This window comes from Mycobacterium sp. ST-F2 (assembly GCF_001905655.1).
Lineage (GTDB): Bacteria > Actinomycetota > Actinomycetes > Mycobacteriales > Mycobacteriaceae > Mycobacterium.
Genome location: NZ_JMHT01000057.1, coordinates 77,549 through 94,105 on the forward strand (window position 1 = coordinate 77,549; position 16,557 = coordinate 94,105).

General features: G+C 67.5%; 18 protein-coding genes and 2 pseudogenes. 3 read left to right on the forward strand and 17 right to left on the reverse strand.

The features are described from left to right. Positions 1–18: 18 nt before the first annotated feature. From EB75_RS19865 to rpsJ, 12 genes and pseudogenes are all read right to left on the reverse strand, one after another. Positions 19–1,191: pseudogene (locus tag EB75_RS19865) on the reverse strand (cytochrome c biogenesis protein/redoxin); the annotation flags it as partial. Positions 1,192–1,320: 129 nt separating this feature from the next. Further along, positions 1,321–1,617 (reverse strand): 30S ribosomal protein S17, encoded by a 297-nt coding sequence (rpsQ, locus tag EB75_RS19870; RefSeq protein ID WP_020101408.1) that lies wholly within the window; start codon positions 1,615–1,617, stop codon positions 1,321–1,323. A 2-nt stretch (positions 1,618–1,619) separates the two neighbouring features. After that, positions 1,620–1,850, reverse strand: coding sequence for a 50S ribosomal protein L29 (rpmC, locus tag EB75_RS19875; RefSeq protein ID WP_020101407.1), 231 nt, complete (start codon positions 1,848–1,850; stop codon positions 1,620–1,622). Further along, complete coding sequence (rplP, locus tag EB75_RS19880) at positions 1,850–2,266, reverse strand: 50S ribosomal protein L16 (protein ID WP_020101406.1); 417 nt, start codon at positions 2,264–2,266, stop codon at positions 1,850–1,852. The genes rpmC and rplP overlap by 1 nt, the downstream gene beginning before the upstream one ends. Before the next feature lie 2 nt (positions 2,267–2,268). Then, the gene (gene rpsC / locus EB75_RS19885) at positions 2,269–3,084 is read right to left on the reverse strand and encodes a 30S ribosomal protein S3 (protein ID WP_020101405.1); all 816 of its coding nucleotides are present in this window, start codon (positions 3,082–3,084) and stop codon (positions 2,269–2,271) included. 101 nt (positions 3,085–3,185) lie between these two features. Then, positions 3,186–3,548: pseudogene (gene rplV, locus EB75_RS19890) on the reverse strand (50S ribosomal protein L22); the annotation flags it as partial. Further along, a complete protein-coding gene (gene rpsS / locus EB75_RS19895; protein WP_020101403.1) occupies positions 3,548–3,829 on the reverse strand; it encodes a 30S ribosomal protein S19 in 282 nt (93 codons plus the stop codon). The pseudogene rplV and the gene rpsS, both read right to left, overlap by 1 nt. Positions 3,830–3,847: 18 nt before the next feature. Then, positions 3,848–4,684, reverse strand: coding sequence for a 50S ribosomal protein L2 (gene rplB / locus EB75_RS19900; protein WP_061002785.1), 837 nt, complete (start codon positions 4,682–4,684; stop codon positions 3,848–3,850). Positions 4,685–4,713: 29 nt separating this feature from the next. After that, entirely contained in the window at positions 4,714–5,016 is a 303-nt protein-coding gene (gene rplW / locus EB75_RS19905) for a 50S ribosomal protein L23 (RefSeq protein ID WP_029119743.1), read from the reverse strand. Then, positions 5,016–5,663 carry a 50S ribosomal protein L4 gene (rplD, locus tag EB75_RS19910; protein WP_061002787.1) on the reverse strand — a complete coding sequence of 216 codons (648 nt, stop codon included), beginning with the start codon at positions 5,661–5,663 and terminating at the stop codon, positions 5,016–5,018. Before rplD ends, rplW begins: the two co-directional genes overlap by 1 nt. Beyond that, positions 5,663–6,316 carry a 50S ribosomal protein L3 gene (gene rplC / locus EB75_RS19915; protein ID WP_073696999.1) on the reverse strand — a complete coding sequence of 218 codons (654 nt, stop codon included), beginning with the start codon at positions 6,314–6,316 and terminating at the stop codon, positions 5,663–5,665. Before rplC ends, rplD begins: the two co-directional genes overlap by 1 nt. 13 nt (positions 6,317–6,329) lie before the next feature. After that, positions 6,330–6,635 (reverse strand): 30S ribosomal protein S10, encoded by a 306-nt coding sequence (gene rpsJ / locus EB75_RS19920; protein ID WP_003883485.1) that lies wholly within the window; start codon positions 6,633–6,635, stop codon positions 6,330–6,332. 677 nt (positions 6,636–7,312) lie between these two features. On the opposite strand from rpsJ, the gene EB75_RS19925 reads away from it, so the two are divergent. Continuing rightward, positions 7,313–7,786, forward strand: a complete 474-nt coding sequence (locus EB75_RS19925; protein ID WP_073697000.1) for a hotdog fold domain-containing protein — start codon at positions 7,313–7,315, stop codon at positions 7,784–7,786. Positions 7,787–7,845: 59 nt separating this feature from the next. Here the strand turns inward: EB75_RS19925 and EB75_RS19930 are convergent, their stop codons facing one another. Next, positions 7,846–8,199, reverse strand: coding sequence for a nuclear transport factor 2 family protein (locus EB75_RS19930; RefSeq protein WP_073697001.1), 354 nt, complete (start codon positions 8,197–8,199; stop codon positions 7,846–7,848). Positions 8,200–8,258: 59 nt separating this feature from the next. Next, on the reverse strand, positions 8,259–9,896 hold the full coding sequence (locus EB75_RS19935) for a carboxylesterase/lipase family protein (RefSeq protein ID WP_073697002.1): 1,638 nt from the start codon (positions 9,894–9,896) through the stop codon (positions 8,259–8,261). Positions 9,897–10,021: 125 nt separating this feature from the next. On the opposite strand from EB75_RS19935, the gene EB75_RS19940 reads away from it, so the two are divergent. Continuing rightward, positions 10,022–11,272, forward strand: a complete 1,251-nt coding sequence (locus EB75_RS19940) for a cytochrome P450 (protein WP_073697003.1) — start codon at positions 10,022–10,024, stop codon at positions 11,270–11,272. Here the strand turns inward: EB75_RS19940 and EB75_RS19945 are convergent. Beyond that, positions 11,238–11,879 carry a TetR/AcrR family transcriptional regulator gene (locus EB75_RS19945; RefSeq protein ID WP_073697004.1) on the reverse strand — a complete coding sequence of 214 codons (642 nt, stop codon included), beginning with the start codon at positions 11,877–11,879 and terminating at the stop codon, positions 11,238–11,240. The two genes, EB75_RS19940 and EB75_RS19945, sit on opposite strands and share 35 nt — an antisense overlap. A gap of 83 nt (positions 11,880–11,962) precedes the next feature. Between EB75_RS19945 and EB75_RS19950 the strand changes: the two genes are divergently transcribed. After that, positions 11,963–13,525 (forward strand): MFS transporter, encoded by a 1,563-nt coding sequence (locus EB75_RS19950; protein WP_083612432.1) that lies wholly within the window; start codon positions 11,963–11,965, stop codon positions 13,523–13,525. 201 nt (positions 13,526–13,726) lie between these two features. Here the strand turns inward: EB75_RS19950 and mftG are convergent, their stop codons facing one another. Beyond that, the gene (gene mftG / locus EB75_RS19955; protein WP_073697005.1) at positions 13,727–15,133 is read right to left on the reverse strand and encodes a mycofactocin dehydrogenase MftG; all 1,407 of its coding nucleotides are present in this window, start codon (positions 15,131–15,133) and stop codon (positions 13,727–13,729) included. Continuing rightward, complete coding sequence (mftF, locus tag EB75_RS19960) at positions 15,130–16,548, reverse strand: mycofactocin biosynthesis glycosyltransferase MftF (RefSeq protein ID WP_073697006.1); 1,419 nt, start codon at positions 16,546–16,548, stop codon at positions 15,130–15,132. Before mftF ends, mftG begins: the two co-directional genes overlap by 4 nt. Positions 16,549–16,557: the final 9 nt, after the last annotated feature.

Genomic DNA, 16,557 nt, shown 5'->3' on the forward strand with positions numbered 1-16,557 from the left:
TAGCCTCACCCGTCAGTGCTTCGCCTGCGCCAGCAGCTCACGGATCATGCCCTCGGTGACGTCGTAGTCACCCTCACCGAACTTGAGGTGGCGGACGACGCCGGCGGCGTCGATCAGGTAGCTCGCCGGCCAGTACTGGTTCTGGTAGTTGTTCCAGGTGTCGTACGAGTTGTCCAGGGCAACCGGATACTTGATGTGCAGATCTGCCGCACCCTTGATGACGCCGTCGCGGTCGTGTTCGAACTGGTATTCCGGCGTGTGCACGCCGATCACGGTGAAGCCCTGGTCCTTGTAGCGGTCGTACCAACCGGTGATGTGCTCGATGGCACGCTGGCAGTTGATGCAGGTGTAGGTCCAGAAGTCGACGAGAACCACCTTGCCACGCAAGGCTTTCAGGTCCAGCGGGGCGTCACCCGGGGTGTTGAACCAGCTGTCGATGCCGACGATGTCCGGCGCGGTACCGCAATCCTGCAGGACGCTCGCGCCCTCCGCACAGCTCGACAGGCCGACGCCGGCCGGCGCGATGCGGGCCTGCAGTGTCGCGGTGTAGTCGGGAATCTTCCGTTGCACCGTGGCGGGCACATTCAGCGCCAGCGCCACCGCGGCGACCAGCATGACCACTCCAGCCGCAGCCCGGATCTGTCGCTGCCGCTGCTGAAATGCCTTGACCCGCTCGGCAACTCGCTGGCCACCCACCGCGAACAGCAGCAACGGCAGTGCGGTGCCGACTGCGAACGACGCGGTCAGTGCCACGGTATCGAGCCCGATCCGGCCGGTCGCGCCGGCCACCACGATCGCCGCCAGCACGGGTCCCGCGCATGGCGCGTAGAGCACACCCAACGCCAGGCCGAGCCCGAAACCCTTGCGGTTGCCGGCGATGTCACGTTGCGGCAGGCGTGCGAACGGCGCTTCCAGCAGGCGTTCGACGCGCGGGAAGATCAGGCCGACACCGATGGCCGTGAGCGCCACCAGACCGACCCAGCGGATGATTTCGGCCGGCACGTGCAATTGCTGCAGCACGACGGTACCGAGCAGGGTCACCACGCTGAAGCTCAGGACCAGCCCGGCGACCACCCGGTAGGGCGCGCGGCTGGTGCCGGAAAACAGGACCACGGGCAGGACCGGCAGGATGCACGGCGAGATACCGGTGATCAGCCCGCCGAGGAATCCGATGAGGACGAGTGTGTACATGCCCCGTATTCGGAGCCGACGCCGATCCGGATTGGATCGCGACGCACAAATTTCCCGCCGAACAGGCGCCGAACACAAAACTGCCCCTCTTCCGGAGAAGAGGGGCAGTTCCGATGTCTGTCGAAAGCCTTACTTGGCCTTCTCGAGCACCTCGACCAGACGCCAGCGCTTGGTGGCCGACAGCGGACGGGTCTCCATCAGCGAGACGCGGTCGCCGATACCGGCGTCGCCGTTCTCGTCGTGCGCCTTGACCTTGGTGGTGGTCCGGATGATCTTCCCGTAGAGCGGGTGGCTCTTACGGGACTCCAGCTCGACCACGATGGTCTTTTCCATCTTGTCCGACACCACGTAGCCGATGGCGGTCTTGCGGCTACCGCGCTCGGTCTCGGTGGCCGGCGTGTGCTTGGGGCCTTTAGTTTCTGCCATGACTAATCCTTACCAACCGGCCCGGACGCCAGGCCCAACTCGCGTTCACGCAGGACCGTGTAGACCCGCGCGATCTCCTGCCGCACGGTGCGCAGCCGGCGGTTGTTCGACAGCTGACCGGTGGCCATCTGGAAGCGAAGGTTGAACAGCTCTTCCTTCGACTCGCGCAGACGCGTGGTCAGCTCTTCCTCGGTGAGCTCACGCAGTTCACCAGGCGTAACTCCAACTGCCATCAGAACTGCTCCTCTCGAGTCACGATGCGTGCCTTGATCGGCAGCTTGTGGATGGCGCGGGTGAGCGCCTCCCGGGCGATCTTCTCGTCGGGGTAGCTGAGCTCGAAGAGCACGCGACCCGGCTTGACGTTGGCGACCCACCACTCCGGCGAACCCTTACCGGAACCCATGCGGGTTTCGGCAGGCTTCTTGGTCAGCGGGCGGTCCGGGAAGATGTTGATCCAGACCTTGCCGCCACGCTTGATGTGCCGGTTGATGGCGATACGAGCGGACTCGATCTGCCGGTTGGTGATGTAGGCGTGGCCCAGGGCCTGGATGCCGTAGTCACCGAAGCTGACCGAGGTGCCGCCGCTGGCGATACCGCGCTGCTCAGGGTGGTGCTGCTTGCGGTGCTTGACCTTGCGGGGAATCAGCATGCTTAGCTCTCCGTTGCTTCCGTCGGCGCATCGCCGGCGGGGGTCTCAACGGCAACATCCACTGCGCGGCCGGCCTCGGTGCTGGTCGCCGTGGTGCCCGACGAACCGCTGCGACGCGGACGGGTACCGGACGGACGATCCCGACGGGGACGGTCGGCGGCGGGAGCGGCAGCGGCGAGCTCACGCTTGCCACCGACGATATCGCCCTTGTAGATCCACACCTTCACGCCGATACGGCCGAATGTGGTCTTGGCCTCGTACAGGCCGTAATCGATGTCGGCGCGCAGCGTGTGAAGCGGCACGCGACCTTCGCGGTAGAACTCCGAGCGGCTCATCTCAGCACCGCCGAGGCGGCCCGAGCACTGCACCCGGATGCCCTTGACGTTGGGCTGACGCATGGCCGACTGGATGGCCTTGCGCATGGCACGACGGAACGCGACACGGTTGCTCAGCTGCTCGGCGACGCCCTGCGCCACCAGCTGCGCGACGCCCTCGGGGCTCTTGACCTCGAGGATGTTCAGCTGAACCTGCTTGCCGGTCAGCTTCTCCAGGTCGGCGCGGATGCGGTCGGCCTCGGTGCCACGGCGACCGATGACGATGCCCGGACGTGCGGTGTGGATGTCCACCCGGACGCGGTCACGCGTGCGCTCGATCTGCACGTCGGCGATGCCGGCGCGCTCCAGGCCGGTGGCCAGCAGCTTGCGGATGGCGACGTCTTCCTTGACGTAGTCCGCGTACTGCTTGTCGGCGTACCAACGGGACTTCCATTCGGTGGTGATACCGAGGCGGAAGCCGTGCGGGTTGATTTTCTGGCCCACTACTCCGAGCCTCCCTTCGTCTCGGTCTTGGCAGCCGCGGCCTTACTGCCCTGCGCACGACGAGCGCGGGCGGCACCGGCCGTTGCGCCCTTCGAGGCCTTGTCCTTGGCAGGACGGCTCTCGACGACCACGGTGATGTGGCTGGTGCGCTTGCGGATCCGGTACGCACGCCCCTGGGCGCGCGGCCGGATGCGCTTGGCGGTCGGGCCCTCGTCGGCGAAGACCGTGGCGACCACGAGGGTCGTCGGGTCCAGGCCCTCGTTGTTCTGCGCGTTGGCGGCAGCGCTGGCGATCACCTTGGCGACCGGCTCGCTGGCAGCCTGCGGTGCCCACCGCAGGATGTCGAGCGCCTCTTCGACGCTCTTGCCACGGACCAGGTCGATGACCCGGCGGGCCTTGCTCGCCGACACACGCACGAAGCGCGCCTTGGCGCTCGCGGACGGGTATTCAGTAACGGTAGTCATTAGCGGCGCTTGCTCTTCCGGTCGTCCTTGATGTGACCCTTGAAGGTCCGCGTCGGGGCGAACTCGCCGAGCTTGTGCCCGACCATCGCCTCACTGACGAACACCGGCACGTGCTTGCGACCGTCGTGGACGGCGAAGGTGTGACCGATGAAGTCGGGGATGATGGTCGACCGACGGGACCAGGTCTTGATGACCTGCTTGGTGTTCTTCTCGTTCTGCGCGTCGACCTTCTTCAACAGATGGTCGTCGACGAACGGACCCTTCTTGAGGCTACGAGGCATCGTCTATTCCTTTCCGGCCTAGCGCTTCTTGCCGGTGCGCCGGCGGCGGACGATGAGCTTGTCGCTCGGCTTGTTGGGCTTGCGGGTGCGGCCCTCGGGCTTGCCCCACGGGCTCACCGGGTGACGACCACCGGAGGTCTTACCCTCACCACCACCGTGCGGGTGGTCAACCGGGTTCATCACGACACCACGGACGGTCGGGCGCTTGCCCTTCCACCGCATACGGCCGGCCTTACCCCAGTTGATGTTCGCCTGCTCGGCGTTGCCGACCTCGCCGACGGTGGCGCGGCAGCGCACGTCGACGCGACGGATTTCACCCGACGGCATACGCAGCGTGGCGTACGCGCCTTCCTTACCGAGCAGCTGGATGCTGACACCGGCCGAGCGGGCCAGCTTGGCACCGCCGCCCGGACGCAGCTCCACGGCGTGGATGACGGTACCGGCCGGGATGTTGCGCATCGGCAGGTTGTTGCCCGGCTTGATGTCGGCGTTGGGGCCCGACTCGACAACGTCGCCCTGCTTGAGGTCCTTGGGGGCGATGATGTAGCGCTTCTCGCCGTCCACGAAGTGGAGCAGCGCGATGTTGGCGGTACGGTTCGGGTCGTACTCGATGTGCGCGACCTTGGCGTTGACGCCGTCCTTGTCATGGCGACGGAAGTCGATGACGCGGTAGGCACGCTTGTGACCGCCACCCTTGTGACGAGTCGTGATGCGGCCGTGCGCGTTACGACCACCAGTGCCGTGCAGCGGACGGATCAGCGACTTCTCCGGAGTCGAACGAGTGATCTCGGCGAAGTCGGAGACGCTCGAACCGCGACGACCCGGGGTCGTCGGCTTGTACTTGCGAATTCCCATTATCAGTTAATCCCTTAACTCCCGGCCGATCAGGCCGGAGCTCCGAACAGTTCGATCGGCTTGCTGCCGGCGGACAGGGTCACGATCGCGCGCTTGGTGCTCTTGCGCTGGCCGTAACCGGTGCGGGTGCGCTTGCGCTTGCCCTTCCGGTTCGCGGTGTTCACCGAGTCGACCTTCACGTCGAAGATCTTCTCGATAGCGATCTTGATCTGCGTCTTGTTGGACTCCGGCGCCACGATGAACGTGTACGTGTTGTCCTCGATGAGTCCGTAGGACTTCTCCGAGATGACCGGGGCCAGGATGATGTCGCGAGGATCAGTCACGGTAGCCATCAGGCCGACACCTCCTCTTTCGTGTTGGCGGTGATGTAGGCGTTGAGCGCCTCCACCGAGAACACCAGGTCGTCGGCGTTGAGCACGTCGTAGGTGTTCAGCTGATCCGGCGAGATCACGTGCACGCCAGGCAGGTTGCGGACGCTCTTGGCGCCGACCACATCGCTGCGGCCGATCACGACGAGCACCTTCTTGTTGTCGGTCAGCGACGACAGGAACGACTTGGCGCTCTTGGTCGACGGGTTCTGACCAGCCACCAGTTCGGTGATCGCGTGGATGCGCTCGTTGCGAGCCCGGTCCGACAGCGCGCTGCGCAGGGCGGCAGCGATCATCTTCTTCGGGGTCCGCTGGCTGTAGTCACGCGGCTGCGGGCCGTGGACGACGCCACCACCGGTGAACTGCGGGGCGCGGGTCGAACCCTGACGGGCGCGGCCGGTGCCCTTCTGGCGGTACGGCTTCTTGCCACCACCGGACACCATGGCCCGGGTCTTGGTGGCGTGCGTGCCCTGGCGGGCGGCGGCCAGCTGGGCCGTCACCACCTGGTGCATCAGCGCGATGTTGGGCTCCACGTCAAAGAGGGCAGCCGGAAGTTCTACCGAACCATCCTTCTTGCCGTCCGGGGTCTTGACGTCAATCTTGAGAGTCATTACTTCTCGCCTCGCTTAACTGCGGTGCGGACAACCACCAGTCCACCGTTGCGGCCCGGGATGGCGCCCTTGATGAGCAGCACACCGTTCTCGGCGTCGACCTTGTGAACCTTCAGGTTCTGGGTGGTGACGCGGTCGCTACCCATCCGGCCGGACATGCGGGTGCCCTTGAAGACACGGCCCGGGGTGGCGCAGCCACCGATCGAACCGGGACGACGGTGCACAGCCTGGGCACCGTGCGCGGCGCCCTGGCCCTTGAAGCCGTGACGCTTCATGGTGCCGGCGAAGCCCTTGCCCTTGCTGGTGCCGGTCACGTCGACGTATGCGCCGTCGGCGAAGATCTCGGCGGTCAGCTCCTGGCCGACCTCGTACTCAGCAGCGGCGGACTCGTCGTCGAGACGAAGCTCGGCCAGGTGCCGGCGCGGGTTGATGCCTGCAGCGGCGAACTGACCGGTGACCGGCTTGTTCACCTTGCGAGGGCTGATCTCGCCGTAGGCGAGCTGCACGGCGCTGTAGCCGTCGCGCTCGGTGGTACGGATGCGGGTCACCACGTTGGGGCCGGCCTTCACGACCGTGACCGGGACGACTTTGTTGTTCTCGTCGAACACCTGCGTCATGCCCAGCTTGGTGCCCAAAATGCCTTTGCGTGCCATTTTTCTGGGTCTCCTACTGGATGTTGACGTCGACGCTCGCCGGCAGATCGATGCGCATCAAGGCGTCAACGGTCTTCGGCGTGGGGTCGAGGATGTCGATAAGGCGCTTGTGGGTACGCATTTCGAAATGCTCCCGCGAGTCCTTGTACTTATGGGGAGACCGGATGACGCAGTACACGTTCTTCTCGGTCGGCAGCGGCACCGGGCCGACCACGCTTGCCCCCGTACGGGTGACCGTCTCAACGATCTTGCGCGCCGAGGCGTCAATCGCCTCGTGGTCGTAGGCCTTGAGCCTGATGCGGATCTTCTGTCCCGCCACGCTTCTCCTACCTAACTTTCACGGGCCCGTGCTCGGGCCTGGTCTTCAATACGCACGCATCGGGATACCCGATCGCGCGCGCTGGCTATGCCGCCGCTCTTTACGTTTCTGTGGTTCACCGACCCCCGCGCTCGGGCGTGTCGCCTTTGCGCACAGTCGTCCGCGTTGGAAATTCCATCGTGGGCGATGCTGGGACCGGATGCGCCCGAGATGGGCGCCGGTCGTATGCCCGCAGCGGGCGAACCCGGCGCAAGGCAACCCGAACAGTATGCCCCAGATCCGGGCTCGCTCCAAATCCGCTGCGGAGCCGTCCGGCGCGCCCGGGTTCTGCCGCCGGTCCTGCAGTGATTCTGCGGTGCGGGCGTGGTTGTTCGAGTAGATGCCGCCCAGTTCACAGAGTCAACGGATGCCGGGCCGCTCCTCCACTTGACCCTGTATTCACGGCGCAGAAGTGCGAGAACTGAGCACCCTAGGCACAGGGTCAACGCACGCCTGGGCGCTTCTCGCATTGACTCTGTACTCCTGGCGCAAAAGTGCGAGTGACGACCACCCAGGCCACAGAGCCAAACCGCGACGGCGGGTTGAGCCTGCGCGCACGGCGAGAAAGTGCGAGTACATAGCGCCCAGGCCGCAGAATCGGCGTCGGCACTGAACTTACTTTTGAGTAAGGTAGAGACATGTCGACACTGAGCCCCACGTACCGCGCCTGGAAGCAACGCGCCGGACGGCCCGGGGGCAGTCTGATGTTCTCCGCGGCCGCGATGGTGCGGGTGCCGTACTTCGCGTCGGTCCTACCCCGGGTGGTGACGATGGAGCCGGGCTACGCCGAGGTGGCGGTGCCGAAGTGGTTCTTCGTCTACAACCACCTGCACACCGTGCACGCCATCGCGTCGTGCAACGCCGCGGAGGCCGCCATGGGTATGGCGATGGAAGCGACGGTGCCGACCAGCCACCGCTGGATTCCCAAGGCCATGAACGTGCAGTACCTGGCCAAGGCCACCACATCACTGCGGGCGCACGCCCGGGTCGACGTCCCCGATTTCGAGACCCTGACCAGAGGCACCGACGTCGTCGTCTCGGTCTCGGTGGTCGACACCTCGGGCGAGGAGGTCGTGCACGCCGACATCACGACGTGGGTGACGCCGGCCTAGCCCGACGACGATCAAGCGGCGAGGCACGAGCCGCGATGAGGAGTCGGGCAGATCGGACCTCAGTCGAGGTACGTGCCGTGACCTTCGCGCACCAGGTCACCGTCGAAGATCAGCACCTCGTTGACCAGCTGCCCACGGTGGTTGCGGTAGTTGATGACGAGGGCCTGCGTCCCTATATAGGTGGCGACGATCTCGAAGTGCAGCTCGGGCACCGCGGCCAGCGCAGTGGTCCAGTACCGCCGCAGCGCGTCCTTGCCCCGCACCACTCCCCCGGACTCGGGCACGACACGGGCGGCGACCGGTGAGGTGAAGACGACGTCGTCGTGAAAATGCGCCAGGACGGCCTCGACATCGTGGGCGTTCCAGGCCTGGCACCAGTCCCGGGCGAATCCGTCGGCATCGCGAATCGTCATGCCGCCCCATCGAAGTCGACGCGAAGCCGAGTCGGCAAGTGATTATCCGCAGTCGAGAATCAGTGCGGCAGGCCCGCCCAGAAGGCGCACTGGTGCACCTGATCGAAATCGGTGACGACGCGGCTGCCATCAGGGCGCAGCGACATCCGGCTGTCATGCTCGTGGCCGGCCAGCTGCGGCCATTCCGGCGCACCCTCGGCGCTGGGCCGGCCATCGCGGACGAAGGAACTCCAGTAGTCGATCATCTGGTCCGACAGGGCGACTTGCGGCGGTGTCGGCGGCGGCGCTCCACCCATGTTGAAGATGTAGCGCAGGTCGAGCGAGTGGCTGGCGCCGACAGGGAAAGGCAAGTGGCGCAAAGGATCCGGCGTCGGTGGCGCCGGGTCGGCGAACTCGTAGCCATAGACCGGCGCGTCGGCGACCAACGCGTCGCCGATACGGTCGGCCACACAGGAGAAGGCCCCGTCGGTGACGGCCGTCGAATAGGCGACGGCGGCGCTGCCGTTGTAGCGGTTGAGGGGGTAATGCTCGGCTACCGCGGCGGCGTCGGCGCCGAAGGTGGACTGCAGCAGGTGCGGGTAGGCGTCGGCATGGAACCGCTTGCCGGCGCGCAGATACTGCAGCGCCACGAAGAGGGTGAATTCGTCGCGGGTGGTACCGATCATCACCGGCACCCGCGCGGCGTCGCCGGTACTGATGGCCCGCATCGGGTCGACCGGCAGCAGCGACGTTCCGGTAACCGGCCCGCTGAGCATGTTCTCGCCGATGCCGTAGTACCACACCGGTTTTCGCAGTTTGTCGACCGGCAGACGGCGCAGACAGTCCGCGGCGCCGGCCGGATCACCACACCCCGCGGCTTGCGCATAGGCGAGGCTCGCCCGCGAGGCTTCCGGTAGTGCACCCTGCGCCTGGCACGGCCCGCTGGCGATGATGGCGCCGCGGAAGAGACCGGCCGAGTCGGGAGCGACGAGGTGATCGCACACCGACATCCCGCCGGCGGATTCGCCGGCGATGGTCACCTTGCCAGGGTCGCCGCCGAACGCGGCGATGTTGTCGCGCACCCAGCGCAGCGCCGCCTGCTGGTCGGCCAGCCCGTAGTTGCCGACATCGGCGCCGTCACCGAGCGCGGGATGCGCCAGGAACCCCAGCGCGCCGAGTCGGTAGTTGACGGTCACCACCACGATGTCGCCGCGCGTGGTCAGCCGCGTCGAGTTGTAGATACTGCTGGAACCGTTGATGAACCCGCCGCCATGCAGCCACACCAGCACCGGTCGATGTTCGCCGGAGGCCCGCACCGGCGGCGTCCAGACATTGACGGTCAGGCAGTCCTCGCTGGTGTTGCGGCCCATCTCCAGATCGCCCTTGGGGTCCTGGATGCAGCGAGCCCCGGGTTTTGCGCCGTCCCGCGCGCCGTCCCACGCCGGCGCGGGAGCCGGCAGGCTGAAGCGCAGTGGCCCCAATGGCGGTGCGGCATAAGGGATTCCACCGAAGAAGCGCAGATCTGGATTCACCGTCCCGCGGACCGTCCCTGCAGTGGTGTGCACCAGTGCCGGGTCCGACGTCGCGGCGTCCGGGGCAACGGCGGTGGCGCCGTCGCTGTGGGAATCCAGACCGCATCCGGCTACCAACAGCACCGTCGCGGCCACTGCGGCGGCACGCTGCAGCAGTCGGCGGGGACGGGCGGATGACACGAGCACCCAGCGTACCGATCGCCCGCCGAATGCAGTTCGCAAATAGATCCCGCAACCCCCTCCCCATCGGCCATCGAACGACCTAGACTCCACTTGACAGCTGTCAAGTTTGCGCCTGCGTGAGGAGTTCAATGACTGCACCCGCCACCGATGAGGCCGCCAAGGTACTCGCCGATCCTGCCGCCTACGCCGACGACGACCGCCTGCACTCGGCGCTGACGCACCTACGGGCCACCAATCCTGTTGCCTGGGTGGACAATCCACCGTATCGGCCGTTCTGGGCCATCACCAAGCACGCCGACATCATGGCGATCGAGCGCGACAACAACCTCTTCATCAGCGAGCCCCGTCCGCTGCTCATGAAGGCCGACGCCGAAGATCTGCTCAAGGCGCAGGCCGACGCCGGCATGGGGCTGCGAACGCTGATTCACATGGACGACCCGCACCACCGCAAGATCCGCGCCATCGGCGCCGACTGGTTCCGCCCGAAGGCGATGCGCGATCTCAAGGTGCGGGTGGACGAGCTCGCGAAGCGCTACGTCGACCGGCTGCGCGATATCGGACCCGAGTGCGATTTCGTCGAGGAGATCGCGATCCAGTTCCCGCTCTACGTGATCATGTCGCTGCTCGGCCTCCCCGAGGAGGACTACGACCGCATGCACACCCTCACCCAGGAGATGTTCGGCGGTGACGACGACGAGTACAGCCGCGGCCAGACCCCCGAGGAACTGTTCAGCGTGCTGCTCGACTTCTTCGGGTACTTCGCGTCCCTCACCGCGTCGCGGCGGGCCAACCCCACCGAGGACCTGGCGTCGGCGATCGCCAACGGCCGCATCGACGGCGAACCACTCAGCGACATGGATACCGCGTCGTACTACGTGATCGTGGCCAGCGCGGGCCACGACACCACCAAGGACGCCATCTCCGGCGGCCTGCATGCGTTGATCCAGAATCCCGGCGAGCTGGCCCGCCTGAAGGCGAACCCAGACCTGATGCCCACCGCCGTCGAGGAGATGATCCGGTGGAGCACGCCGGTGAAAGAGTTCATGCGCACCGCCACCGCTGACACCGTCGTCCGCGGCGTGCCGATCGCCGAAGGCGAATCCGTCTATCTCGCTTACGTTTCCGGTAATCGCGACGAAGAAGTGTTCACCGATCCGTTCCGGTTCGACGTCGGCCGTGAGCCGAACAAGCACCTGGCGTTCGGGTACGGCGTGCACTTCTGCCTGGGTGCCGCGCTGGCCCGTATGGAGATGAACAGCCTGTTCACCGAACTGCTGACCCGGCTGGATTCGATCGAATTGGCCGGCACCCCCGAGCTGTCCGCGACGACGTTCGTCGGCGGCTTCAAGCACCTGCCGATCCGGTATTCGCTGCGCTGACGCGATGCGTCGCGAGGAATCCGTCGACGGCGGCGACGGCGATCTCGCGGTAATCGAAGTCGGGCAGGGTGCTGAGCTTGCCGAGCACGATGGGGCCCAATAACAACACCGCCGCACGGAGCCGGTCGACGTCACCCAACTCGGCGACGGCCTCGGGACTGGACAGCACCGCCTCGAACGGGACGGCGTACTGCTCGGCCACCCGGTCCCGAAGGTTGCGGACCTCGGCGCTCTCGGTCCCCGCCGCACCCCAGGGCAGGTGTTCGAGGTTGCCGCCGAGCGCCAGCCATGACATGGCCGCCAGGCTGACGGGCGCCTCGGCGATCAGTTCTGCCTGCGCGCGCACGAGTGCGATCAACCGCTCACGCAGGTCGCCGTCGGCGAGCGGTACCGGGGCCGGTGGAATGAGCGCGTGAAATGCCGCTGCCAGCAAGTCATTTCCGCTGGCATAGTGCCGATAGAGCGTCGCCCTGGCCACATTGGACGCCCGGATCACCGCGTCGACGGTCACGGCACTGGGTCCGCCGGAGCGCAGCAGGGCGGTCGCCGCCTCGAGAAGCCGCGCCCGCGAACGGGCCGGCCGGGGGTCACCATGTTCGCTGGACAACTCAATTCACCTTCCGGCCGACAAACAAGACTGTTAGTCTCGTTTGAAGATCATCGGTCTTGAAACTACCGGAAGGTGGCCGTATGGCCGACAAGGCGAGCGCGGTGAGCCCCCGGGCCGATACCACCCCGCCTACGGCCGTACCACCGGCCTCCCGGCACCGCACCTGGACGCTCCTGGTGGCGTGTTGCGGTGTGCTGGTGGTGATTTCGTCGATGGTCGCGCTCAACACCGCACTCGCCGACATCGCCATGGCGACCTCGGCGAACCAGACCCAGCTGACCTGGATCATCGACAGCTACACCTTGACGCTGGCCTGCCTGCTGCTGCCCGCCGGCGCCCTCGGCGACCGCTACGGCCGGCGCGGCGCTCTGCTGTTCGGCCTGGCCGTCTTCGCGGTGGCCTCGATCGTTCCGGCGCTGAGCACCCACCCCCTGCACATCATCGGCGCCCGAGCGGTGGCCGGCGTGGGCGCCGCGTTCATCATGCCTGCGACGCTGTCCCTGATCACCGCGTCCTACCCGGCGGACCAGCGCACCAAAGCGGTGGGCATCTGGGCCGGCATGGCCGGCTGCGGTGGCGTGTTCGGCATGCTGGGATCCGGTGTGCTGCTGCACTTCTGGCCCTGGCAGTCGATCTTCTGGGCCTTTGCCGCGGCCGGGCTGGTCCTCATTGCCATGACCACGACCACCGCGAGTTCGCGCGACACGGAAGCCCGAACATTGGATGTCGCCGGCGCGGTCGTCATCGCCGCGGCGGTCGCGGCACTGGTCTACGGCATCCTGGCGGCGCCCGACCGCGGCTGGACACATCCGGTCGTGCTGGGCGGCATCGCCGGCGGCCTGATCCTGGCCGGAGCGTTCGCGGTCATCGAGCTACGGGCCCGGTACCCGCTGCTGGATGTCCGGCTGTTTCTCGACCGTCGGTTCAGCACCGGAGCCGCAGCCATCACAGTGCTGTTCATGGTGATGTTCGGCTTCTTCTACCTGGCCATGCAATTCATGCAACTGGTCATGGGTTACAGCCCACTGGGAACCGCACTGGCCCTGTCCCCGCTGGCGGTGCCGATGCTCATCCTGTCCCCGCTGTCGTCGTGGTATCTGCCGAAACTGGGGCTGCGCGTCGTGGTGGTCGCCGGCCTGGGGCTCCTGTCGGTCGGCTTGCTGTCCCTGTGCCTGGTGCGCATCGACTCGTCGTACTGGGCCGTCGCCTGGCCACTGCTGGTGGTGAGTACCGGAGTCGGAATATTCACCGCGCCAACGACTTCGGCGATCATGACATCGGTGCCGGACGCCAAGCAGGGGGTGGCCTCGGCGGTCAACGACACCACCCGGGAAGTGGGCTCAGCCCTCGGGATCGCACTGACCGGCTCCCTCCTGGCAGCCGGATATACCAAGCACATCGGGCCCGCCGTCGCCGGTTTTCCGGCTCCGCTGCAAGACGCCGCGCGCGGCTCGCTGGCCGGCGCGGTCGCCGCCGCGCCCCATCTGGGCCCAGTCGGCGGTCAGCTCCTGACCGTGGCCCGGGTGGCGTTCCTGCACGCCATGCAGACCTCGCTCGTGGTGCTGGCGTCGATCACCGCGGTCGCCGGTCTGCTGATCGCGTTCTGGGCGCCCGGCCGCGAACGTATACCACCCAACGACTAGTCGACACAAGCATTTTCGCGATTCGCGTGCGCCAGGTGGCCACTCAGCGGCTAAGAGCGTGGGTCGGTATCACAATTGACTGTGCGTCTACGCAGTTCGGTACTCGAGCTTTTCCTGCGCCAGTGCACAGTCAACGCCCACAAGGCATTTGCTTGTCAAGTGCCCAGCCCCTAGCGGCCGAACCGTTACCGACCCACGCTCCTAGGACGCGATGAATTGCGCGGCCCGGTGCGCCAGCATGACGATGGTCGCGTGCGGGCCCCGGGCGGTGATGCCGGGCAGTGCGGCGCCGTCGGCCACCCATAACCCGTCGACGCCGCGCACGCGGCAGTGCGGGTCCAGGACGGCGCGTTCGTCGCCGTCAGCGCCCATCGGCGCGGTGGCCGACAGATGCTGCGCGGTGGACCACGCGGGCTCGCCGCCGGCGACGGCGTCGCCGAACAGGTCGCGACACAGTTCGTACCCGACCTGCAACGCCGCGGCGTCGGCCGGGTCGGCGTCGTAGCGGTGCTCGATGGCCGGGCGCACGTCGGGATCGTCCGACACCAGCAGGACCCGACCCTCGGCACGCGGCCGCATCAAGGAGATGCCGAGGTGCACCGGATCGGAACCGTCGGCGACACCGCCCGTCATGGCCGCGAAACCCCACGTGTACGGCCGGATCTCAAGCTCTTCGGTGGTGAGCAGCAACTCGAGCGGCGGGCGGCCGGGGGCCGCGGGCCAGGTCGTGGGCACCACCCATTCCGGGTGATCCGCGCAGGCGACACCCACCGGCAGGTCGGCCACCACCGACACGCCGACGCTCCGTAACTGTGCGGCCGGCCCGATGCCGGACAGCATCAACAGGTGCGCTGATTCAATTGCCCCGGCGCACAACACGATCCGGTCGGCATACCGGTCCGCCACCCCCTCGGGTCCGAGACACCTGACCCCCACCGCGCGGTCGCCGTCGAACAACACCCGCAGCGCACGCGTCCCCGCGAGCACCCGCAGGTTGTCCCGGCCACGCGCGGCCGTCAGGTAGACCTCGCCAGGACCGTGCCGGTGTCCGGTGTCGTCGATGTTCAGCGGCACCGCGCCGAGACCGGGCCGCACCCCGGCCTCGGCATTGAGGTCGTCGATCCACGAGTACCGGACGGCCGCCGCGTCGCGGAAAGCCTGTGAGGATGCTGCGAATTCGCTGATACGGCGCACCGGAACGGGGCCCGTCGAACCGTGCTCGGCACCGTCGAAGTCGTGGTCCGTTTCGATGGCGCAGTAATGCGGCACGACGTCGGACCAGGCCCAGCCCGGCACCGCCCAGGCGTCGAAATCCGACGGCCAGGCGCGGCAGAAATAGCCGCCGTTGATGGCTCCGGACCCGCCGAGCACCCGCCCCCGCACGATGTCCACGGACCGCGCCGGGTTCTGCGTCAACGTCGTGCGGTGCTGCCGCGCCACGGTGCTGTCGACGCCGACCGGCAACACCCAGCCCGGCTCCGGGCGGACGGTACCGCCGGTCTCCAGAAGAGTCACCCGGCAGGCGGGATCGGCCGAAAGACGCTCGGCCAGAACACAGCCGGCACTGCCGGCCCCGACGATCAGGACGTCATCGCGGCGCGGGCTCAAGTCCGGATCTGCGGCTTGAGCGCGCCCAGATGCCGCTCCCGCACCACGCCACCCCACAGTCCCAGGCCGTAGGCGATGTCGTCGAGACGCTTGAGCAGCAGATAGGCCAGCAGGCCGACGCGTTGGGTGTTGTCGTCGACCGTGTGGTGGCGGCGCGCCCAGTCGACGACGCCGTCGACGATCGCGGCGATCAGCACCACCTGCCGCCAGCGCCGGAAACACACCGCCAACACCAGGGCCACCGGCCAGTAGTGCCGACACAGCGCCGCAGCGAGTTGCAGCGCGGCCGCCCACAGTCCCTGCGCAGCCACCGCGGCGACTTCCCGCGGTTCGGTGTCGATGGAGCGCAGGGAGTTGGCGATGCGCCGGCCCGTGATCGCGGCGGCGATGGTCGAGGCCAGGTAGCCCACACCGGAACCCATGGCCAGCAGCACCCACACCACCAACGTCCAGCCGGAGATCACCAGCGGCGCCGTCTTACCCGGGTGCCGCACCGACAGCGGGGCGGCCGAGGAACCGTAAAAGGCCTTGCGGGCGAACCACTCTCCCAATGCGGTGCGGTGATCGTGCCCGACCAGCGCAATCGGCTCGTACCGCAGCCGGGCGCCGGCCTCGATGAACCGCCAGCACAGGTCCACGTCCTCGCCGGACTGCAGCGACTCGTCGAAGCCGCCCACCTGGTCCAGCGCCGCGCGCCGGCAGATGATGGCCGCGCTCGGCACGTAGGCCACCATGCCGTACGGCACCACCGGGGCCTCGCGCATGCCGAGGTCCAGCGACGAGCGCACGGCCTCGTAGCGCGCGATCAGATTGTCGGGCTCGTGCAGGCCGACGATGCGCGGCGCGACCAGCGCGACGGCCGGGTCGCAAAAGTGCCCCAGCAGCGCTTCCAGCCACCCGCGACGTGGGACCACGTCCGAGTCCAGGAACGCCACGAAGTCGGTCTCACACGCGGCCAGCCCCGTGTTGCGGGCCGCGGCCGGTCCCCGGCTCACGTCATGCCGGAGCACCCGGACATCGCAGTGCCCGGCCAAGTCACAGAAATCGGCCGCCTGCAGCGGCATCACAGAACCGTCGTCGACCACCACCACGCGCATGCCGCGCAGGGACCGCACCAGCCGGGCGACGCCAACTGCGTTGTCCCGTACCGGAACAACGACGGTGACGTCCAGGTGCGACGGCCCCGTCGCCGGCCGCGGGTGGGCCACCGTGGCATCGAGCAGGGTGCGGGCGAGCTGGGCACTCTGGGCGTCGTGGACCTCCAGCCGGCCGCGGTCGAGCATGGTCTGCGCCGCCGGAGCCAGGCGCAGCAACCGCGTCGGAGACCCGCCGAGCAGCGCGGCGCCCTCACCCAGCACCTTCACCCGGCGATCCACTTGGACGGCAAAGCCGTCGGGCAGCCTCGGCCCCGTCACTGTCCCACC